General features: G+C 41.5%; 17 protein-coding genes. 12 read left to right on the top strand and 5 right to left on the bottom strand.

What is annotated here, in order from left to right; all coding sequences use genetic code 11:
* Positions 1-361: 361 nt before the first annotated feature.
* From ACFFRD_RS24470 to ACFFRD_RS24455, 4 genes are all read left to right on the top strand, one after another.
* Complete coding sequence (locus ACFFRD_RS24470; protein WP_392478033.1) at positions 362-1,432, top strand: P-loop NTPase; 1,071 nt, start codon at positions 362-364, stop codon at positions 1,430-1,432.
* A 132-nt stretch (positions 1,433-1,564) separates the two neighbouring features.
* The gene (locus ACFFRD_RS24465) at positions 1,565-3,274 is read left to right on the top strand and encodes a fumarate reductase/succinate dehydrogenase flavoprotein subunit (protein WP_392478032.1); all 1,710 of its coding nucleotides are present in this window, start codon (positions 1,565-1,567) and stop codon (positions 3,272-3,274) included.
* A gap of 369 nt (positions 3,275-3,643) precedes the next feature.
* Positions 3,644-3,871, top strand: a complete 228-nt coding sequence (locus ACFFRD_RS24460) for a ferredoxin family protein (protein ID WP_012408944.1) — start codon at positions 3,644-3,646, stop codon at positions 3,869-3,871.
* Between the two features lie 19 nt (positions 3,872-3,890).
* Entirely contained in the window at positions 3,891-4,847 is a 957-nt protein-coding gene (locus tag ACFFRD_RS24455; protein WP_392478030.1) for a HEAT repeat domain-containing protein, read from the top strand.
* Between the two features lie 126 nt (positions 4,848-4,973).
* Here the strand turns inward: ACFFRD_RS24455 and ACFFRD_RS24450 are convergent, their stop codons facing one another.
* The 3 genes from ACFFRD_RS24450 to ACFFRD_RS24440 form a co-directional block, all read right to left on the bottom strand.
* A complete protein-coding gene (locus tag ACFFRD_RS24450) occupies positions 4,974-5,288 on the bottom strand; it encodes an RNA-binding protein (RefSeq protein ID WP_012408942.1) in 315 nt (104 codons plus the stop codon).
* Between the two features lie 378 nt (positions 5,289-5,666).
* Positions 5,667-6,527, bottom strand: a complete 861-nt coding sequence (locus ACFFRD_RS24445) for a 3'(2'),5'-bisphosphate nucleotidase CysQ (RefSeq protein WP_392478028.1) — start codon at positions 6,525-6,527, stop codon at positions 5,667-5,669.
* Between the two features lie 236 nt (positions 6,528-6,763).
* A complete protein-coding gene (locus ACFFRD_RS24440) occupies positions 6,764-7,660 on the bottom strand; it encodes a sugar kinase (RefSeq protein WP_392478027.1) in 897 nt (298 codons plus the stop codon).
* Positions 7,661-7,747: 87 nt separating this feature from the next.
* Here ACFFRD_RS24440 and rsmI point away from each other — a divergent pair, with 87 nt between their 5' ends.
* The 3 genes from rsmI to ACFFRD_RS24425 all read left to right on the top strand — a co-directional run bounded on the left by rsmI (position 7,748) and on the right by ACFFRD_RS24425 (position 10,080).
* The gene (rsmI, locus tag ACFFRD_RS24435) at positions 7,748-8,608 is read left to right on the top strand and encodes a 16S rRNA (cytidine(1402)-2'-O)-methyltransferase (RefSeq protein ID WP_392478026.1); all 861 of its coding nucleotides are present in this window, start codon (positions 7,748-7,750) and stop codon (positions 8,606-8,608) included.
* Between the two features lie 241 nt (positions 8,609-8,849).
* Entirely contained in the window at positions 8,850-9,128 is a 279-nt protein-coding gene (locus tag ACFFRD_RS24430; protein ID WP_114083839.1) for a GlsB/YeaQ/YmgE family stress response membrane protein, read from the top strand.
* Between the two features lie 58 nt (positions 9,129-9,186).
* Entirely contained in the window at positions 9,187-10,080 is an 894-nt protein-coding gene (locus ACFFRD_RS24425; protein ID WP_392478025.1) for a hypothetical protein, read from the top strand.
* A gap of 414 nt (positions 10,081-10,494) precedes the next feature.
* Here ACFFRD_RS24425 and ACFFRD_RS24420 read toward each other — a convergent pair whose 3' ends face one another.
* Positions 10,495-10,707, bottom strand: a complete 213-nt coding sequence (locus ACFFRD_RS24420) for a hypothetical protein (protein WP_392478023.1) — start codon at positions 10,705-10,707, stop codon at positions 10,495-10,497.
* 361 nt (positions 10,708-11,068) lie between these two features.
* Here ACFFRD_RS24420 and ACFFRD_RS24415 point away from each other — a divergent pair, with 361 nt between their 5' ends.
* On the top strand, positions 11,069-14,704 hold the full coding sequence (locus ACFFRD_RS24415) for a response regulator (RefSeq protein ID WP_392478021.1): 3,636 nt from the start codon (positions 11,069-11,071) through the stop codon (positions 14,702-14,704).
* Between the two features lie 157 nt (positions 14,705-14,861).
* Here ACFFRD_RS24415 and ACFFRD_RS24410 read toward each other — a convergent pair whose 3' ends face one another.
* On the bottom strand, positions 14,862-15,878 hold the full coding sequence (locus ACFFRD_RS24410) for a ribose-phosphate pyrophosphokinase (protein ID WP_163928651.1): 1,017 nt from the start codon (positions 15,876-15,878) through the stop codon (positions 14,862-14,864).
* A gap of 894 nt (positions 15,879-16,772) precedes the next feature.
* On the opposite strand from ACFFRD_RS24410, the gene ACFFRD_RS24405 reads away from it, so the two are divergent.
* From ACFFRD_RS24405 to ACFFRD_RS24390, 4 genes are all read left to right on the top strand, one after another.
* A complete protein-coding gene (locus tag ACFFRD_RS24405) occupies positions 16,773-18,509 on the top strand; it encodes a protein kinase (RefSeq protein ID WP_392478018.1) in 1,737 nt (578 codons plus the stop codon).
* Entirely contained in the window at positions 18,509-19,189 is a 681-nt protein-coding gene (bioD, locus tag ACFFRD_RS24400; protein ID WP_392478016.1) for a dethiobiotin synthase, read from the top strand. Before ACFFRD_RS24405 ends, bioD begins: the two co-directional genes overlap by 1 nt.
* Positions 19,190-19,738: 549 nt before the next feature.
* Complete coding sequence (locus ACFFRD_RS24395; RefSeq protein ID WP_392478014.1) at positions 19,739-20,641, top strand: undecaprenyl-diphosphate phosphatase; 903 nt, start codon at positions 19,739-19,741, stop codon at positions 20,639-20,641.
* Between the two features lie 98 nt (positions 20,642-20,739).
* On the top strand, positions 20,740-21,957 hold the full coding sequence (locus tag ACFFRD_RS24390) for a M20 family metallopeptidase (RefSeq protein ID WP_392478012.1): 1,218 nt from the start codon (positions 20,740-20,742) through the stop codon (positions 21,955-21,957).
* Positions 21,958-22,802: the final 845 nt, after the last annotated feature.

Genomic DNA, 22,802 nt, shown 5'->3' with positions numbered 1-22,802 from the left:
TTCATACCTGAATTCAGCAACGCCAATTGTTTGACTGGCAAGCTTACCAGCGCTTAAAATACTAATTATCGATTGATTTACTGTACTATATCAGGAGTATTCCATAGTCTTTACTAAAAAACAAGTATTTCAGCAAATATTTCTTCTCAAAATTTAGAGTCAAAATACCCCATAATTTAATACTTGTTCATAGCTTAGTTCTCTTCGTAGCGCGTTCATTGTCGGGGCGCTCAATCCTATAGGAGGGAGTATTCCCAATCAGACTTGTCCAAAATTTATGTGCATCACAAAACTAGCACCCAAGCTGTCGAATATTTAATTTGCACGCCAGATTTGATAGATTATCTTTGCGGAGTTCTTCATGTCAAGCCATCAATTACCTTTCCAGCGTTTAGATGAAGAAGTACAAGCTTCTTCTGGCGACTCCCTCACCATCGCCCGGAAACAAGAAGTTGTGCAACTTCTCAAGCAAATTAGCGATCGCACCCTAAAAAATGACATTATTAGTCTGGGGATGGTGCGAAATCTGCGAATAGTTGATGATTATATATATTTGCGTTTGTATATTGGTTCCCATCAACATCAATTAGAAACCGAGATTCAAACTGTATTATCATCTCTAACTTGGAGCAAAAAAACTTACATTCAACTCTGCACCATTTCAGGAGTAAGAACAACTCTAGCAGTTTCCAGTGGTAAGGGGGGTGTGGGGAAGTCTACCACTGCGGTTAATTTAGCAGCAGCTTTACAATTAGCTGGGGCAAAAGTCGGTCTGTTGGATGCTGATGTTTACGGCCCCAATGTTCCCCAAATGTTAGGACTGGGTAAATCTGAAGTGAAAGTTATTGATACTCCCAAAGGTCAAAGGTTTGTGCCATTAGAAGCCCACGGTATTAAAGTTATGTCTGTGGGACTATTGGCTGAAGCAGACCATCCTTTAGCTTGGCGCGGCCCAGTTTTACATAAAATCATCACCCAGTTTATCCATGAAGTTGAGTGGGGAGAACTGGATTATTTATTAATTGACCTTCCTCCTGGTACTGGTGATGCTCAAATTACTATCGTGCAAGAAAGCCCAATTTGCGGGGTAATATTGGTAACAACTCCCCAAAATGTGGCAATTTCGGATGTCCGCCGCAGCGTTTATATGTTTCGTCAAGTTGGGGTTCCTGTTATCGGTATTATCGAAAATATGAGCTATTTCATGGGGAATGGTGGCGAAAAAATTCCGATTTTCGGTAGTGGTGGCGGTCAAAAGTTAGTAGAAGAACTCAAAGCACCCCTTTTAGGGCAGATTCCCATTGATCCCCTCATCTGTAACGGTGGCGATATTGGAGAACCCCTAACACTGGTTGACCCTAACTCCAAAGCTAGCCAAGTATTTGTACAAGTTGCTGGGGCGTTAGATGCTACTTTTTCTGGTTCTATGTGAATATTTTATCAGAAAAGTACGGTAAATTGCTAGTTTTAGCGTAGTATGGAATGTGCTTATAGTTCTGAAGGTCAAAGACATCGTTTGGAACGGTAATAAATCCTTAAAGTTCCTCCCCACTTCTAAAAGCTTATGGACATCAATACCCAACGGATAAAAACTGATGTACTTGTCATTGGTGGCGGTACAGCCGGGACAATGGCAGGTATCAAAGCCAAACAAGCAAATCCTGATGCAGAGGTGCTGATCTTAGAAAAGGCTAACATCCGACGGAGTGGTGCGATCGCAATGGGTATGGATGGGGTAAACACCGCAGTCATTCCCGGACATTCTACTCCAGAACAATACGTGCGCGAAATCACCTTAGCTAACGACGGTATTCTCAACCAAAAAGCCGTATATCAAACAGGCAAATTAGGTTATGAAGTCATCCAAGAATTAGAAAGTTGGGGTGTGAAATTTCAAAAAGATGTCCAAGGCAACTATGATTTAAAACAAGTGCATCGTGTGGGTAAATATGTCTTACCCATGCCAGAAGGTAAAGACTTAAAAACCATTCTCACTCGCCAAGTCAAACGCCACAAAGTCAAAGTGACAAATCGTGTCATGGCAACAAGGGTATTAGTTAAAGAAGGTCGTGCTGTTGGTGCAGTAGGATTTGATGTCAGAAACGGCGATTATATTGTCATTCAAGCCAAAGCAGTGATCTTGTGTACAGGTGCTTGCGGCAGATTAGGATTACCTGCTTCTGGCTATCTCTACGGCACTTACGAAAATCCCACCAATGCCGGAGATGGCTATTCAATGGCTTATCATGCAGGAGCAGAACTCAGCAATATTGAATGCTTTCAAGTTAATCCTCTAATTAAAGATTATAACGGCCCTGCTTGTGCTTATGTCGCCGGGCCTTTTGGCGCTCATACTGCCAACGCCGAAGGAAATCGCTTCATTAGTTGCGACTATTGGAGTGGTCAAATGATGTTGGAAATCTGGAAAGAATTAAACTCTGGTAAAGGGCCAGTCCAACTGAAAATGACCCATCTTGATGAAGATACCATTGCTGAAATTGAATCAATACTTTGGGCAAATGAACGACCGAGTAGAGAACGCTTTCATCAAGGCAGAAATGAAGATTATCGCACTCACGGCGTAGAGATGCACATTTCCGAAATTGGCTTATGTAGTGGTCATAGTGCCTCTGGCGTGTGGGTAAATGAAAATGCTCAAACAACCGTCCCTGGTTTATATGCAGCCGGAGACATGGCCAGTGTTCCCCATAATTATATGATTGGGGCATTTGTCTTCGGTCGCATAGCCGGAACTCATGCCATTGAATATATTCAAGATTTAGATTTTATCGAACCAGATGTAGATTTTTTAGAAGCAGAAAAATCGAGAATTTATGCCCCATTAACTCGCCCTAATGGTGTACCTCATACCCAGGTTGAATATAAATTAAGACGCTTAGTTAATGATTATCTGCAACCACCAAAATCAGGCAATAAAATCGAGATTGGTTTAAAACATTTTGTGCAATATCAAGAAACATTAGATTTAATGGGCGCTCGTGACCCTCATGAATTGATGCGTAGTCTAGAAGTTCACTTTATTCGAGACTGTGCAGAAATGGCAGCCAGAGCATCATTATATCGTCAAGAGACTCGTTGGGGTCTTTATCATTACCGCTTAGATTATCCAGAAAAGAATGATGAAGAATGGTTTTGTCATGTCAATTTAAAGAAAGATAAATTAGGGCAAATGGTATTGTTTAAGCGTCCTGTAGATCCTTATATCGTAGAAGTAGATGCAGTCAAAGAAGTCTACAATGTTGCTGTTAAATGAATATCCATGAAAATGCTCTATAAAGCAATAATTTTTGATCTCGATAATACACTGTTGAATTTTGAGCTATGTGAACGCCAAGCTATTCTAGGAGCGAAATGGATTTTTGCTATTACAACAGAAAAAATCAAAATTTACCAAAAGAAGTCCAACCAAAATTTATGATAAGTAAACTATTAAAATTGCTAGAGTTGCTTAACTAATAGTGCGATCGCTCTCTCCTGTAGGTTGGGTGGAACGTAGTAGAACCCAACACATGATATCGGGATAATGCCTATAATCAACCTACAATCGTGAAAAAATTCATATAAGCTTACCCCGTTTATTTTACCGATTAGCAGTTTGAGTACGAAATCATGGAGTTATTTTATGGCTTTAATAAATCAAAGAATAGATGTTCCTGTTATTGTTGATGAATCGAAATGTTTAGAAAAATGCACAGCCTGTATTGAAGTTTGTCCCTTGGATGTGTTGGCAAAAAATCCAGAAACAGGCAAAGCTTACATGAAATATGATGAGTGTTGGTTTTGTCTACCTTGTGAAAAAGAATGTCCAACGAATGCCATTACTGTGCAGATTCCCTTTTTATTACGTTAATTGTCTGTGGTGAAAATTAATGAATGATGACCTCAAATATTGGCTAGAAATGCTACGCTCGCTTGATATAAATGATCGTATAGTAGCTGTAAAAACCTTACAGCATTTAGGCGATGAAGAAACAATAGATGCTTTACTCATCGCTTTGAAAGATGAACATATTACTGTTCAAAAAATAGCGATATCCGCCCTTTGGGAAATGGCTAATCCTGTAGCAATACCTGCTTTAATTGAATGCCTTAGTTCATCGGATACAGATATTCGCACTGAAGCGGCATCAGCATTAAGTGAGTTAATAACACAAGATGAATTGTTACTTTTACTAGATAAACTGCAAAGTAATGATGTAAATCTCCAATTAAATATTTTAGTGCTTTTACGGAAAATACATGATATTCAATGTTTACCCTACGTTTTACCATTTCTAGAATCAAAAAATCCTGAGTTAAGAGAAGCAGCCGTTACCACACTGCGATATATCAATCAACTAGAAAGATGTCCACAAGCTTTAAATCTAATTTTTGATAGAGAAGCAAGTGTACGTCGTGCTGCTGCTTTAACTTTAGAACATTTACAAGATGCAGAAGTGATTACAATACTTTGTCAAGCACTCACAAATGATAGTGATTGGCAAGTTCGTCGGAATGCAGCTAAATCTCTGGCTATTCATGAAAATCATCAAGCAATTTCAGCATTAGAAATAGCTTTAAATGATGAACATTGGCAAGTGCGAAAATCAGCAGCACAAGCTTTGCAAAAAATCCCACATATTCAAGTTATGCCGAGATTAATTCAAGCATTAACAGATGAATATGCAGATGTCCGCAAAGAAGCAGTAATTGCACTTGGTAATTTAGCTCATCCTGATGCTATTAATCCCTTACAACAAGCGTTAGATGATCCCGATAGAGAAGTTTCCATCCAAGCGCAACGCGCAATTCAAAAGGCTCAAGTAGATAAAAACTTTCTTCCCTAGTACCATTTTTTATGAAGCTGCAATAGATGAATGGTTTAAGGTTAGATACAAAAAATATCCCAGCAGAGGGCAGTTTTTGGCTTTATCTGCTGGAGACTCTAAATATGAAACTTTTAGGAATCGACTTTAGTAGCGATTGTTATTGTTGCGGCGGGCATTACCACCACCCCAGCTACCACGAGGAGAACTGCTTCTATCCTCACGAGGTTTAGCTTTGTTCACTTTCAAGTCACGTCCCATCCATTCAGCACCATCAAGTGCATCAATGGCAGCTTGTTCTTGTGTGTCTGATTCCATTTCCACAAAAGCGAACCCACGAGGCCGGCCTGTTTCCCGATCTGTGGGTAGTTGAACACGACTTACTGTTCCGTATTCTGCAAAAGCCTGCTTTAGGTCCTCTTCTGTAACCTGATATGACAGGTTCCCGACGTAAATTGACATAGAAGTCTCCGAATTCAGGGAGTGTAGAGAGTTAAATTCGGAGAGACGGTTTTTAGAAATCAAAACTAGTTACTCAACCGAAAATAATCTTTATGTCCATGAGTTTAACACAGCCTTCAGCCTTTGAATATCGTCTAATAGTGAATTTTATTCACAAATCAAACCCTTAAGGCGGGTTTGCAGACTTCTCCATTGGCTGGCTTTTGTTGCTTGTACTATAAAAGTTACACTTTTAATCTGCGATCGCGCAGGTATTTAGTGTTTTGAAAATTAAGCTGTGGACTTAGAGGTAAAGATTATTATCGGCAGTGGGTGCAATGATAACATGACTAGCTGTTTTAAAAGCAAATTAAAAAATATTCATCCTCAAATGCCCCATTAGCTATGGTCGAACTGCGCTAAAATCTTTTCTGCTTGCTGGCACAGTGCTTCGTGATATTCACCATTACTCGCCAGCAAACCTCCCCATTGATTGATATCACCAGTGTTATATTGCAACGGAGCGCCGTCAAAGTGGGTAAACTTACCACCAGCTTCTGTTAAAATCAGTTCTGGTGCTGCCATATCCCAATCTTTGGGCGCAGACTTACCAGAAAGGGAAATGTAGATATCTGCTTGTTGCTCGACAATAGTGGCGATTTTGCAGCCTACACTACCCACAGATTTCTGATTTTGACAGGGTAAATTTTGTAGCAAGTAATCTAAGCGCTGGTTGCGGTGAGAGCGACTAACCACTAAGGTTAAATCCTCAATTGGTTTACTTGACGACACTTGTAAAGGAACAGAACCATCACGGGTTTCTACAAATGTCCCCCCACCTTTGGTAGCGTAATATAACTTTTCTGACTCTGGTACTGCCACCACTGCTAATACTGGGTGCGTTTCCTTGACTAAAGCAATGTGAACTGCATAGTCCCCAGTTTTTTCAATAAAGTCTCGTGTGCCATCCAAAGGGTCAATTATCCATACCCAAGGGGCGGAAGGGTGTGCGCCTGTAGTTGGCGACTGATAGGTTTCTTCACTGATGTAAGCAAAATCTTCGTTACCTAAAGTTGCTTGTAGCTTCTCTAAGATATATTGACTCACAGCTACATCGGCAACGGTAACAGGCTCATTTTGTTTATATTGCACATCTAAGTTAGGGTCTTTTGCAGTGCCGTGGTAGTACGATCGCAGTATATCTGCTGCACCCCAACCTATCTCACGAGCGATCGCTAATATTTCTTGTAAGTCTTTCATTAAATTTACCTTTATTAACCTGATTACCAAAAAGGGGAAAAGGGAAAAGGGTAAGGGGGAAAGGAAAGGATAAAGAACTTTTCCCCAAAAGGTATAAAGCCACTATTTTTAAATAGGTCGAATAAAAAAGAAGATTTTTAAGACACGTAGTGCGATAAAAATCAGTGTCCATATTTGAAACCCCTACTTTTAAGTTACTGCTTCCCTTTCCCCTTTCCCCCTTTCCCTTTCTTCATTCAGCACTTTAAATCCATCCAGCGCCGAGTGCCAAAACATTTACAAGAATCAGCAGCAATATTAGCTGCTAGCGCCAGCGCATCAGTAAAACTTTCCCTTAAAATGTAATCACAAAAAGCACCGTGGAAAATATCTCCAGCCCCTAATGTATCAACCGCGTGTATTTGCGGCACATCTACGATACCAGCTTTAGTACAACTCAAGTATTCAATTGGTTTTTGTCCGTGAGTAATGGCGATGTAAGGAATGTCAAAGCCGGCGAGATAGGCAAAAACGTCTTTGCCAGTCTGACAGTTGGGCGGATAAAAATTAGCTGAACAGATGGCATAATCTACAAACGGCAAAATTTGCTCAAATCCAGGCTTCCAACTGCCACCATCGATTACTACTGGGATATTTTTGGCTTTAGCTGTTTGGGCTATGGAATAACTAACAGCCATCTGATGCCCATCAATCAGTACTATGTTGACATTTTGTAAAATATCGGAAGGGATAGATGCACTACTGGCTTGAGTTTTGACAGCATTGATGGAAACCACGGCTCTTTCACCTGTGGCTTGGGTGACAATGATTGAAGAGACAGGCGGTGCTAAATCAGTGGTAGGCTCAAGGTCTGCGATCGCAACTTTGTAATTTGCCAAATCACCTCGAATTAGCTGTGTCATTGGGTGAGAACCCACTACACCTAAGACTGTAGCTTGATTACCTAAATGCCTGAAAGTTACAGCTGCGTTTGTTGCTGGGCCACCTGCCGCTACAGTATAGTCAGTAGCGACAATCTTCTGATTATTTTTGGGGGCAGATTCAGCAAGGTAAATCAAATCTAAAGTTACTAAACCGACAAATAACCCATGATCCGATTTTGGATTTTGAATTTTCGATGATCCATTTGTCATATATGTTCGTATAGCTGCATAAATAATTATTTTTAACTCCTGCACAGACGCGATGAATCGCGTCTCTACAAAAACTCCTAATCTCTCATGCAAACCGATCCAAAACCAAGAACACTTTACGTTGTCGGTACACCCATTGGCAACCTGGAAGATATAACCTTTCGGGCGGTGCGAATTTTGCAGACTGTGGATATCATTGCTGCGGAAGACACCCGGCACACAGGGAAATTATTACAGCATTTTCAAGTTAAAACTCCCCAGGTGAGTTACCACGAACACAATCGTACCAGTCGCATCCCGGAATTATTAGAGCATTTAGTTAACAATAAAGCGATCGCACTTGTGACTGATGCGGGAATGCCAGGTATTTCCGATCCTGGATATGAACTGGTGAAAGCCTGCATTGAGGCGGGGATTTCAGTAGTTCCCATTCCTGGCGCTAGTGCAGCAATTACCGCTTTGAGTGCATCTGGATTACCAACAGATCGGTTTGTCTTTGAAGGCTTTCTGCCGGCGAAAACTCAACAGAGACAAGAATATTTAGAATCTCTGCAAACAGAATCTCGCACATTGATTTTCTACGAATCGCCTCACCGCTTGCGAGATACTTTACAAGACTTAGGACAAGTTTGGGGGAGCGATCGCCAAATTGTGCTAGGACGGGAGTTAACAAAATTGTATGAGGAATTTTGGCGGGGGACGATTGCCGAAGCGATCGCTCACTACAGCCAACGAGAACCCCAAGGTGAATATACATTAGTCGTGGCAGGAATTCCAGCCAGTCAGCCCCAACTGACAGAAGAGGAATTGAAAGCCGAATTGAAAATGTTAATTAGTCAGGGAATATCGCGATCGCAAGCTAGCCGTCAGTTAGCAAAATTTACTTCCCTTCCCCGTCGCCAACTTTATCAACTAGCTCTTTCTTTAGTCGTTACTCCTGAGTCTTGAAACACTAATAAAAATACTACTAGGGCTTAAGCAAAATTATACCCTGTAGGGGCGATTTATGTAGATACAGAGACGCTTTCCGTAGGGTATTTCCCCTACCGGAGAATCAGTAAATATTCAAATGATATCTAAAGATTTTTGATTTTAGTTCTCTAGATAGATCGGTAATTTTAGAGGCAAACTTTAATATGAAATAGTCGAAAGGAAACGACAAAGCACATTCTCACAAAGGAAAGATTCAATGACTAACATTATTGCTTGGCTGGTTTTGGGTTTAATTGCAGGCGCGTTAGCTAAGTTATTTTATCCAGGAACCCAAGGTGGCGGTATTCTTTCCACAATTATATTAGGAATACTTGGAGCCGTAGTCGGTGGTTATTTGGGTCAAGTTTTACTAGGGAGTAGTTCAGCAGCCGCCGCATCTGTAGGAGCTTTATCTTTAGGAAGCATTTTATTTGCTGTTCTGGGTGCTATGCTGCTGATTTTCCTGTGGGGTTTACTGACTCGCCGAGCTGTATAATTACCTTCAATTAGCTAATAATCTTGGGAATCACTTCTAACTGCAATAAACCGATAAAATGACATTAGAAAAAGAGCGAAGAACTATAGTAGTTTTCGCTAAATGTTCTGACGCACAATTGGCACTTCAGGAACTAAAAGCTTCTAATTTTCCAATGCACAAAGTTTCTGTAATTGCAAAAAATGCAGAAGAACAAAGTGATATTGCTGGTGTTGAAGTTAAAGATAGCACTAGCAATACATCCTCAGAAGACACCGATCGAGCTTTTACTGGTAGTGCTTTAGGCGATTTGAATGACTTATTAGCTGGTCTAGTCTGCTGGGTAGTTCCTGGTGTAGGCCAAGTCATGGTAGCCGGCGCACAAGCGAGAGCGATCGCTAGCAATCTAGCAAGTTGTTTACCGGATGTATTGGTAAGTTTAGGAATTCCTAAAGAGCAAGCAGAGGGTTATAGCGATCTAGTCTGTAAAGGTTATCATTTGGTGATGATAACCGGCATAGACATAGAAATTCGTCTAGCTAAGAGGATTTTTAATCGCCGCGATCTTCAACATTCGGGTGTTTATGAGCCATACTCCACCCCAAATAGCCGTTATAAGCACGCTATTGGTGTTTTTTCTAAGTACCATAATCTCAAAAGAGCGCTTACTGAACTGAAAACTGCTGGTTTTCCGATGAGTCAAGTATCAATAATTGCTAAAATTACCAGCAAAATAAGTGATATTCTTGACATGAATATCAGCAGTTCTCAAGATATTTACCCCACTTTAGGAATTCCTAACGATCTCGCCAGATATTATCAGCATCAGGTCGCAGGTGGAAATTATCTAGTAGTCATAAAAGGCACTGATATCTATATAGCAGGTGCAAGAGCGGTTTTAGAAAGTAACAATATCCAAGATTTTAGTATACATAGCCAATCTGAACTTTATCTGGCTAGAAGCGATCGCTAGAGTATTACTAACTTCTAGTTAAACTCAATAACGTGAAATTTATAGGAAAAGTATATTTTTTTATATAGCTGAAATAGTTTACGTAAGTAGATATTGCCTTTTAAAACCCTAGTTTTCTAGCATAATATTGCTTACAATAACTAAGGTTAAGGTTGTTCTTAATATTGGTGTACAATGGTGATGGTATTTTATCCAGCCGCCAAAACTACTATATTTAGCGTTTATAGAAAATGAAGTTAATTTTCTGCATCCCATCTGCTTAATTGTACTATTCAAGATTTTTGTCTATTCCTAAAATAGTTTAACTTTCAACTATAGAATATTAAAATCTTGTGAAGTTATTTAATCTCCTCCAAGGGTTTTTGATAAAAAGATGATGTCAAATTAAATCTAAGCGACAACAAGAGGTTAGCCTTAGAGTAAAATAATATCTGTTTCAAATAGCAAAATAGTCGTCTCATAACCAATCCTACCCATTTTCGGTTCTGATCCCATTTCCATTTCTACAAGATATGACCAGTTTGCAGAGTTAGGATGACATTCTCTTATGGTTCCCAATCCACCAATAAATTCTACCTTTTGCCCTTTGTAGAATTTGGGTTTTGCTATGTCAATTACTGTGATCATAAAAATCACCCCGTTTTTGTAAAGTCCGATGTTAAATTTATAATCTAAGAACAACTGTTTAAATATCCACCGCAAGATTAAATTGTCAAAAAAGTGGTTGCTTCTTTTGAAAGAGGTTATGCTATTTGCAAATTTCAGACTTGTTAAAATATAAAAATGTTAGAAAAAATTATTTATTTAGAGATTTATTTAAAATAACCTTACATTTGTAAATATATACAGGATGGAAGTGATAATATTTAGCGTGCCAAAAACTAGGCATATCCCAGATCAATCAAACATCATACATTTAGTTTAGATAGTTAGAACGTAATCGAAATAGTCTGAAAAACAGAAATAGTTTAAATACCTGCCTGGAATAATGTTTAACCGTTTGAAGATTGGAACCAAGATTGGAGTAAGTTTTGCCTTGAGTTTGGCAACTCTGACCACCATTGGTCTAATCTCCTACCAAAGCACGAACGATCTAATTGAAACTTCGCGCAAAGAAACCCATACTTACCAGGTACTAAGTCAGCTTGAAGACCTGAATCTGCAATTGACAAATGCTGAAACTGGTCAACGCGGTTACATTATTACGGGCGAACAGCGCTATTTAGAACCTTATAACGCTGCAATTGAATTACTGAACCAAAAAGTTAAGGAACTTCAAAAGTTAACAGCAGATAACCCCAACCAACAAAATCGACTTGATACTTTGCAGCCACTGCTAACTCAAAGAATGGCTGTAATGAAAGATGTCATTGAGCTACGGCAAAGCCAGGGTTTAGAAGCTTCCCAGAAAGCTATCTTGACAGACCAGGGCAAGCAGCTGATGGATCAGATTCAGAAAGTTATCCAGGCGATGAAAACTGAGGAGAATGCACTGCTGAAACAGCGCTCTGAGAGAGCAAGAGCAGCTGCCCGGCAAACGATCGCCAGTATTATTTATAGTATTCCTTTATTTTCTTTAATCTTAGGTTTAATCGGATTTGCCTTAACCAGACATATCTCAGCACCTCTAAAGCAAGTTTCTGGTTTAGCAGAAAAAGTGGCGGATGGGGATTTATCGGTGAGTTTACCAGATAGCGATCGCTACGATGAAATTGGCGTGTTGACGCGCACCTTCAACCAGATGATCGTTAATCTGCGAAATACAACTCAAAAAAATGAAGAGCAAAACTGGTTAAAGTCTAACTTAGCTGAATTTACCCAGATGCTGCAAGGGCAACGAAATCTAGAAACTGCGTCTAGCTTGATATTGTCGAATTTAGCGCCACTGGTTGGGGCATCACAGGGCGTTTTTTATGCAATGGCCTCTATAGACGATCAGCCAGTACTGAAGTTGTTGAGTAGTTATGCTTACAAAGAACGAAAAAACTTAGCAAATCAGTTTCGCTTGGGCGAAGGATTGGTGGGACAATGCGCCCTAGAAAAACAAAGAATCCTCCTCACAGAAGTTCCTAGTGACTATATCCGCATCAGTTCCGGCTTGGGAGAATCACCACCGCTAAATATTATTGTTTTGCCTATACTTTTTGAGACGCAGGTGAGTGCCGTAATTGAACTTGCCTCTTTTGGGTCTTTCAGCCATCTGCATCTGACATTTTTAGAGCAATTGAGTGAAAATCTGGGAGTATTTTTAAATAACATCGCTTCACAATTGCAAACCCAGCAACTACTTGAAGAGTCTGTTGCTTTGACAGAAGAACTGCAAACTCAGCAAGAAGAACTACAACAGAGCAATCAACGTTTAGAAGAACAGGCGCACGAGTTGGAGGAATCACAATTTCTTGTCAAGCAGTCTAACGAAGAATTACAGCAACTAAATGAAGAGTTAGAAGAAAAGGCAGAACTGTTAGAAGTTCAAAATCGGGAAGTCGCTCGCAAGAACCAGGAAGTTGAGCGGGCGAGGAAGTCTTTGGAAGAAAAAGCTGAACAACTGGCTTTGTCTTCCAAATATAAGTCGGAATTTCTGGCGAATATGTCCCACGAATTACGGACACCTTTAAATAGCTTGTTAATTTTAGCCAGACTGTTAGCAGATAATTCTCTTAACAACTTGACCGATAAACAGGTAGAGTACAGCCGGACTATTTACTCGGCTGGCACTGATTTGCTGGAATTGATCAATGACATTCTAGATTTAGCAAAAATTGAGTCGGGTACGATGTCGCTCGATATTGAGCAAATTGCTTTTGCAGATTTGGCGACATCTCTAGAACAGACTTTCCGGCAAGTAGCGCACAATAAAGAACTAAATTTTACTATTGAACTGGATAGTAAGTTACCACCGACAATTTATAACGATTCTAAACGTCTGCAACAAGTGCTGAAAAATCTCTTAGCTAACGCCTTTAAGTTTACTGAACGGGGAGGCGTGAAGTTAGAAATTAGTATGTCTTCTGACGCAGCCGAAATTGAGAATCCGATGATTGCTTTTGCAGTTAGCGATACGGGTATAGGCATTCCAGCCGAGAAGCAGAAGATTATTTTCGAGGCATTTCAGCAGGCAGATGGCACAACCAGCCGCAAGTATGGCGGCACTGGCTTGGGTTTGTCCATCAGCCGCGAATTGGCTCAACTGTTGGGAGGAAGAATTGAAATAGTCAGCAAACCAGGGCAGGGAAGCACCTTCACTCTCTACCTACCCAGACGACAAGAAAAGAATAGTCAAAGTACTTTTACACCCCCTCGACCAATCACTATCCGCCAAGCATCGACTAGAAAAGAAGTACCTTTGGTAGAAAACAGACCCACAACTGTGGACACTTCTCCAAGCACAAAAGTACTTACCACCTCTCCCCACGAAATTCCAGATGACCGGGAAATAATTCAACCGGGCGATCGCATTTTGCTAATTATCGAAGATGATGATAAATTCGCCCGCATCTTACTAGATATGGCTCGTGAGCAGGGCTTTAAGGTTATAGTTGCTTTACAGAGCAAACAAGGTCTAGCACTCGCGCAACAGTTTAAGCCCGATGCAATTATGCTAGATATTTATATGCCAGAAATGGATGGTTGGACGGTGCTGGATCGTCTAAAGCATAAGCCAGATACTAGGCATATACCAGTACATATACTTTCAGTAGATGAAAGACAGCAACGGGGATTACAGCTAGGAGCAATTACTTACCTACAAAAACCTGTTTCTCCAGAAGCGCTAACTCAGGTATTGACTGATATTAAAGGTTTTATTGAGCGTCAGGTAAGAAATCTCCTGATCGTAGAAGACGATCCCGTACAAGCCCAAAGTATTATCGAATTGATTGGTAATGGTGATGTCCAGAGTACAGCAGTGGGTACGGGAGCAGAAGCGCTGTTGATTTTGCGATCGCAGCACTTTGACTGTATGGTACTGGATCTTGGTCTGCCCGATATGAGCGGGTTTGCACTAATTGAGCAAATCAAGCAAGAACCCAGGCTGTTGAAACTGCCAATTATCGTTTATACCGGCAAAGAACTCAGCCGCCAAGAAGAAACCCAACTGCGGGGATTAGCAGAGACAATTATCATTAAAAATGTGCGATCGCCAGAGCGGTTATTAGACGAAACGGCCCTGTTTTTGCATCGAGTGCAAGCAAATTTGCCGCAACCAAAGCGTCAAATGCTAGAGCAACTACATCAAAATGATCCGGTGCTAGCTAATCGGAAAATTTTGATTGTAGATGATGACCTGCGGAATATTTTTGCCCTGACCAGCTTCTTAGAAAGCTATCAAATGCAAGTGCTGTTTGCCGAAAATGGCAGAGATGGCATAGAGAGACTGCAAGCTAATCCTGACATCAATATAGTATTAATGGATATTATGATGCCGGAAATGGATGGTTACGAAACCACCCGCGCCATCCGCCAGCAACAACAGTTTCGCTCACTACCAATAATTGCTTTAACTGCTAAAGCTATGCCAGGCGATCGCGAAAAGTGCATTGAAGCTGGAGCTTCTGACTACATTACCAAACCTGTAGATACTGAGCAATTGCTTTCACTGCTCCGAGTTTGGCTGTATCGGTAAGGGAGCAGGGGGAGAAAGAGTTTTCTGTAAACCAGCTTGGAAGCTCGAACTATTTGTGTCGTAATCTCAGTACAGAAAGTTTTAAACTACTAAAAGCCCACACTGCACCTAATCAAGGGGTCAATGTGGGTAATTTATCCCTGTAACGGGAATGCAGTTAGCGGAACATACTACTGACTGAAGTATCTTCATGAATCCGCCAGATAGTTTCTCCTAAGAGATTAGCTACTGACAACACCACTAGTTGAGGAAAACGATTGTTTTCTGGTATGGGGATCGTATTGGTGACAATAACTTCCTCAAACAAACCACTGGATAATCGCTCCATCGCTGGTGGGGAAAATACTGCATGAGTTGCACAGGCGTATACCTGACGCGCTCCTTCTTCACGCAATAATCGCGCCCCTTCTGCGATCGTGCCGCCAGTGTCGATCATGTCATCCACCAACACTGCCGTTTTGCCTTTAACATCGCCAATGACATTTAACACTTCTGCAACATTATGGGCCTGACGACGTTTGTCAATAATCGCCAGGGGAGCATCATTCAGTTTTTTGGCAAATGCTCTGGCTCGTGCTACACCGCCAACATCGGGGGAAACAACCACAAGGTCGGGCAATTGCTTGCTTGCTAGATAATCCAGCAATACTGGAGAACCGTAAACATGGTCAAAGGGAATATCGAAATAACCTTGAATTTGCGCCGAGTGTAAATCCATTGCTAGAACGCGGTTAGCACCTGCTTCGGTGATCAAGTTAGCAACCAGCTTGGCAGTGATAGACTCTCGTCCTGCCGTTTTGCGATCGGCACGAGCATAGCCATAGTATGGAATTACTGCCGTCACCTGTCGCGCCGAAGCTCGACGACAGGCATCAACCATAATCAATAATTCCATCAAATGATCGTTCACGGGTTGACAGCACGGCTGAATTAAATAGACATCACAGCCCCGAATTGATTCTTGGATTTGAACGTAAAGTTCTCCATCCGCAAATCTTTTGCGAATCATTGGGCCCAAGTCCATCCCCACATAACGAGCGACTTCTTGAGACAACGGTAAATTGGCAGAGCCTGAAAACAGCCGCAAGCGATGATTATCATTCATTCCTGTTGAAGATGCTTGCACTTTGAAAGTTGCAGAACTAAGAACAGCAGATCCTCTATTTGAATTCATAGCAATATTATCATTAGAGATTTAATAGATTTAACTGAGAAATAGCCTAAAAAAAACATCTGTGAGTTTTATTAAAGCTTCCATACAAAATTTAAGCATTTCTCCATAAAATTATCATTCGCTAACTGTCTAATTTTCTTTGGAAGCAAACCATTGATAGCTTAACTGATATCAAGTCCGTCCAGTAGATGTATAATTCAAATTTTTGAGTTGAGACAAATAACCTCAAGCTATCAAAGATTGGTGTACTAGATTGCTTCTTCTAAATACATCATTTATTACTGACAGTAAAGTATTTATAACTTTAAGTGGTATTGAAGGTTGTTCTTAGACAAGGAGCATTTGGAACTAAGTGTTTAAGTTGTATCCTATTATATTCTACGATACTAGCAATAAATAAGTAAACTGGCAGATTTAATTTTAAGTTTTAATTCACACAATAAAATTCCAGAATAGTTGTATTTAAACAAACTCTCATAGGTGTGGTTTTCGTGCAAGGCTGACAGCGCCAAGCTGCGATAATTTTTGTTCTTCTTCCCCGGCCACCTTCTGGGGATCTAACCCGAATTTCTCACGTATTGTGTGGTTAGGGTGGGGAGTGTGGGAGGTGTGGGAGGTGTGGGAGGCAATGCAGCGTTCATTGATGTGCAGTTATTCAATTCCTCCTCTTTCTCCCCACACTCCCCACACTCCCCACACCCCCTTCCCCCTCCTATCGTGGACAGTTCCTAAAGTTGCATAAGACACTTGAAACGAGACTTTGCGTATACTCCTAACTGGGGGTATACCCATTAGGTAAGGTAGAATATCGCTGCATGTAACTGTGTCGCCTCTCGGACTTAATCTTGGTGGGTGACTTCTTCCTCAATTGCTCCTACACTCAATCAATCGCTCATGCAACCACCCATTACAGTTGGCACTGTCTTGCAAAACCGTTACCGCATAATTCAAATTCTCGGACAAGGAGGATTTGGTAGAACCTATCTGGCAGAAGATCAGAGGCGATTTAACGAACTGTGCGCGATCAAGGAATTGATTTCAACAGCAACGGAGGCTTCGGCTTGGGAAAAGGCAAAGGAGCTTTTTCACCGAGAGGCTGCCATTTTATATCAAATCGAACATCCACAAGTCCCCAAATTTCGGGAAAGATTTGAGCAAGACCAACGCTTATTTTTGGTGGAGGACTATGTTGCAGGTCAAACCTACCGAGCAATGCTGGCTGAACGTCAAGCTGTTGGTAAAACCTTCACAGAGGCGGAAGTATTGCAGCTGATACAGTTGTTGTTGCCTGTTTTAGAGCATATTCACAGCCGAGGGATCATTCACCGAGATATCTCGCCAGAAAACATTATTTTGCGAGATAGTGATGCTAAACCTGTGTTAATTGACTTTGGGGTGGTAAAGGAACTAGCAACACGTTTGCGATCGCCAGAAAGCGCTATGCCCGAAACCACTGTGGGAAAATTAGGCTACTCTCCGAGTGAACAAATGCAAACAGGGGGAGCTTACCCTAGCAGTGACTTGTACGCATTAGCGGTAAGCGCGATTGTTTTGCTGACTAGTAAAGAACCAAAGGAGCTGTTTGATGAAAACCAACTAACTTGGAATTGGCAGCGATGGGTAAAGGTGAGTCCGCGATTTGCTCAAGTTTTGAATCGAATGTTGAATCATATACCGAGCGATCGCTATCAGAGTGCTGCTAGTGTATCTCAAGCGCTACAACCTTTAGAACAAGTCAGTCTTCCTCCCCTGAATGCGTCTAATTTGCAGACAATGGCTGTTAGCCGTCGTCCTGACTCAGCACCACCACCAGCTTCGCCGAAGAAACAACCCGATCCTGTGATTCCACCAAGTTCCACTAGTTCAGTCTTGGATAATCCGTTAGCGATCGCGGCAATTGCCACTGGTGTAGTCTTTGTCGCCGGATTTGGTTCTTGGGCATTAGTCAGTTCAATCCGCAGTCAGTCGAAACCATCACCAACTGAAACGCTTCCACAAAATTTCCCTTCACCAGTTATTTCTGGTGGTACTACATTCACAGCCACACCCACACCCACCACTGAGCAACCTATTTCTAGGCGGCTCAATCTAGGAGCAAATAACACAGCCACAGTTACAGATACTCTCAAAACAAATCAAATCATCCGGTATACTTTTTTTGGGCAGAAAGGTGACAAGTTAACTGCGTTGATTGACCCAACAAGCAGCGTATTGCTCACAGTTTTAAGTCCCAATGAACAACCACTTGCTCAGAATACCCAGCCAATAACAGCTTATGAAGGCATATTGCTAGTTACTGGTAGATATACTATTGAGTTAACACTGGCTTCGGGAGTTGCCGAAAGCAATTACAACCTCAATGTTTCATTAGAAAAACCAGTCAAACCAATTCCCACAGAGACACCGATCCCCATTCCTACAGAAACACCCTTCCCCATTCCCACAGAAACACCCTTCCCAATTCCCACAGAGACACCGATTCCCATTCCTACAGAGACACTCCTCCCAATTCCTACAGAAACACCCTTCCCAATTCCCACAGAGAAACCGATTCCAACTCCGCCCACTGGTGAAACGCCAACCTTGCCGCCAGTTAATGAAACACAACCATTTTCTGGCCAAAGAAATTAATGTTAAACACACTACTGATTACTGGAACTGATACCGAAGCTGGTAAAACTGTTTTAACAACAGCCTTAGCAGCCTATTGGCAAAAATATTACCCGCAGCGTAGCTGGGGAATCATGAAACCGATTCAATCGGGGATTGGCGATCGCGAGTGGTATCAAAAGCTATTTGCGCTAGAACAATCTTCAGAGGAAATTACACCGTTATACTTTGAAGCACCTTTAGCCCCTCCCATCGCCGCCGCACGAGAAAATCGCCAAGTAGATTTAGGAGTGGTTTGGCAAGCTTTGTCTAAGTTGCGATCGCAACGTGATTTTGTGCTTGTAGAAGCCTTGGGAGGGTTAGGTTCGCCAGTAACTGACGAGTTAACCGTAGCTGATTTAGCGGGAGAATGGCGTTTACCAACGGTATTGGTAGTACCAGTTAGATTGGGTGCGATCGCTCAAGCAGTGGCAAACGTCGCATTAGCTAGGCAATCGCGCGTTAATCTCAAAGGCATTGTTCTGAACTGTATACAACCCCGAACAGATGCAGAAATAGCTGACTGGACACCACAGCAATTAATTCAATCACTTACTAACATGCCAGTTTTAGGCTGCTTACCCTATTTAGATAATCTGACTGATTTAGATAAACTTGCTCAAATAGCGTCAGATTTAGATTGGGAAACACTGACAATTTGAATTGGGGATTAGGCATTGGAGAAAAACTAGCGAAGTCCAATCACTTTTTACAACTGATGCAGTCACAGTTTTGACATAACTCGGTAATGGCTTTGTCAATAAGACGTGCAATGGTAAGAAAAGACGAAATTAACCTAACTTTAGTGACACACAAGGCAGGATTTACCTGCCTTTTTTAATTTTTGAGACTAAAATAACACTTCATTAGCAGATTTCGTCTGTGCGAAATATGACTAGTTAAAGACGTTTTTAGAATAACCAAATAATCTTTGTTGCCTAACGGTACGCTGCGCGAACAGACTATATTTTGTATTTGCATTTAGATGTCAATACTGCTCGGGTAAAGCATTTTTAACTCGGAATTGGGTTTGGGGAAAAGGTTAAATGTTTTTTCTTTTCCCTTTCCCCTTCCCCCTTCTCCTTTTCCCCTTAACCGACAAGTATTGATTTAGATGTCATCCAAGTGCCATGTCTTAGTCACAGAAGCGTCACTAACATAAGTTACTTTGTCGGTGTTTGATTAAAAGTAAATTATTTACGCCTGATATCATGATGCTTTCTTTTGTGGTGGCGAGTGCAGTCTGTGGCAACGGTAGTGAAGTGAATCTAGACTTTGCTAACCTTAGCTGGATTGACGTGATTATTTTAGGCATCGTTCAGGGAATTACAGAACTACTACCAATTAGCAGTACTGCTCATTTGCGGATAGTACCAACTCTACTGGGACTGAAAGATCCGGGATCTGCTTTTTCAGCAGCAATGCAGTTAGCTAGCTTGACTGCTGTTTTAGTCTATTTTTGGCAAGACTTAAAAAAATTAACCGGAGAGACAGTTAGAGCAATTAGCGGACAAGCTTATCAATCTAGTTCTTTGCAACTGATGTTGGGCTTATTGATCGGAACCTTGCCCATTGCCGTGGCTGGTGTGCTACTCAAACCAATTCTGAACGCTTGCAACTCACCGATGCGAGGGTTAGTAGTTATTAGTGCAGCTTCAATTATTATGTCAGGATTGCTAGCGATCGCCGAAAAACGTGGAGGACGCGATCGCACTTTTGACAACCTCAACCTCTGGGATGGCATTTGGGTAGGAGTTGCTCAAGCTTTTGCCCTTATCCCTGGCGTTTCTCGTTCTGGTTCCACCCTCACGGCTGGGTTATTTTTGGGTATGGAACGGGAGACATCAGCCCGATTTTCTTTTTTGTTGGGCTTACCAGCCGTGATTTTGGCAGGTGCTGTAGAACTCCATACTCTTACGAAAGCAGGGTTGAGTACAGCTGGTTGGTTGACTTTGTTGGTAGGCTTAATCTCCGCTAGCATTTCCGCTTTTGCTGCAATTTGGGGACTCCTGCGCTACCTGGAAAAACACAGCACCTTGATTTTTGTTTTCTACCGTTTGGCGATGGGTTTATTTTTGATAGTTGCTGTGATGGCTGGTTGGTTACAGAATTGATTTTACCTGGTAACTGGTTAAGAAGATTCTAATGATGATTCTTCGCCATTTCCTACGATAGACTAAGTTAGCTGTACTTAAACTAGCTTGTCTTCATAATGGTTTCTACCTTTCCCAATTCCTCTTCTGTTGATCTATCTCGCATCCGCCTGGCAATTCGCTCATTGCAACCGCAATTGGTAGAGTGGCGGCGGCGATTGCATCAACAACCAGAGTTGGGTTTTCAAGAAAAACTGACGGCTGAGTTCGTATCACAAAAGCTGCAAGAGTGGGGAATTGAGCATCAAACTGGCATTGCTCACACTGGCATTGTTGCCACTATCAAGGGTAACAAATTAGGTGCAGAGAAAGTTTTAGCGATTCGGGCGGATATGGATGCTTTGCCAATCCAAGAACTCAACGAAGTGCCCTATAAATCGCAGCATGATGGAGTGATGCACGCTTGTGGACATGATGGACATACTGCGATCGCTTTAGGTACAGCTTACTATCTCCAACAGCATCGCCAAGACTTCTCCGGTACCGTAAAAATTATCTTTCAGCCAGCAGAAGAATCACCAGGAGGCGCAAAGCCAATGATTGAAGCTGGAGTTCTGAAAAATCCTGATGTTGACGCGATTATTGGTTTGCACTTGTGGAATAATTTACCCTTGGGAACAGTAGGCGTGCGGGCTGGGGCGTTGATGGCTGCTGTGGAGTGCTTTAACTGCACAATTTTGGGCAAAGGTGGACACGGCGCACTACCCCATCAAACTGTTGACTCTGTAGTAGTTGCTGCCCAAATTGTAAATGCCTTGCAAACCATTGTCGCTCGGAATGTTAATCCCATTGATTCGGCTGTGGTAACGGTGGGCGAACTTCATGCTGGAACCAAGCGGAATGTGATTGCTGATACAGCGAGAATGAGTGCTACTGTCAGGTATTTTAATCCTAGTTTGAAAGGCTTTTTTAACCAGCGCGTCGAGCAGATTATTGCTGGAATTTGTCAAAGTCATGGTGCGAGTTATGACTTAGAATACTGGGCACTTTATCCACCAGTAATTAATGATATGAAGATGGCGGAATTGGTGCGAACTGTAGCAGAAGAAGTGGTAGAAACACCGTTGGGTATTGTGCCAGAATGCCAAACTATGGCTGCTGAAGATATGTCATTTTTCTTGCAAGAGGTTCCTGGTTGCTATTTCTTTTTAGGTTCTGCGAATCCAGAGAAAGACTTGGCGTATCCCCATCATCATCCCCGGTTTGATTTTGACGAAACGGCGTTGGGAATGGGTGTGGAAATATTTGTTAGATGCGTGGAGAAGTTTTTTAGTTGAGTGGGTGTATATTAGCTGTTTTTAATTTAATACAATTCAGATAAGCCCAAAATCCTGATGTAGAGACGCGATTTATCACGTCTTTAAGCTGAATAAGGGATTTCCAAGAAATAAATTATCCAAATAAACAAACCACAGAGACGCAGAGAACACAGAGTGAAGGGAAATAGAGAGAATTTTGCTATCGACTTTGGGATATTTTTTTATTTGGAAGTCCCTAACCTCACGCAGAGGTGCAGAGAGGAAGATTGAGGTCTTCTGGCTACTGCTGAACCAACTATTGGAGTCGCAAAAGCTACTAATGCGACTTGAAAACTAACTATTGGAGTCGCAAAAGCTACTAATGCGACTTAAAAACCAACTATTAGAGTCGCAAAAGCTACTAATGTGACTTGAAAACTAACTATTGGAGTCACAAAAGCTACTAATGTGACTTGAAAACTAACTATTGGAGTCACAAAAGCTACTAATGCGACTGCTGATCTAACTATTGCGTAGGCGTAGCAGGCCTTTTGTCCAGATGCCAAAGTCATTAGTTGATTATCTCAGAGACTTGTATTAATTTTTGCATATAGCAATTCTCCTGTGGACGTAATACAGATTCTCTCAACAAATGTTCTGTAGCTTGCACCCTGATATCTAAATAGTGAAGCTGTTATGCTTCAAAAAATATAATATGACGCGATCGCAAAAGTTGTGTTATAAAAACGGGCAAAGTCTTACAAAATAGAAAATCTTTTACTGTGAAGCTTTTTCGGTAAATGCGTAATTTCTACACCAATGGAATCAAATGCTACTGTAACCAATCAAGCTTTAGCGTTTAATCATCAGTAATCTTTAAAAAA

The sequence above is a fragment of the Nostoc sp. C110 genome, assembly GCF_043099725.1.
Taxonomy (GTDB): domain Bacteria; phylum Cyanobacteriota; class Cyanobacteriia; order Cyanobacteriales; family Nostocaceae; genus Nostoc; species Nostoc muscorum_A.
This window is presented reverse-complemented; position numbering and strand designations above follow the sequence as displayed.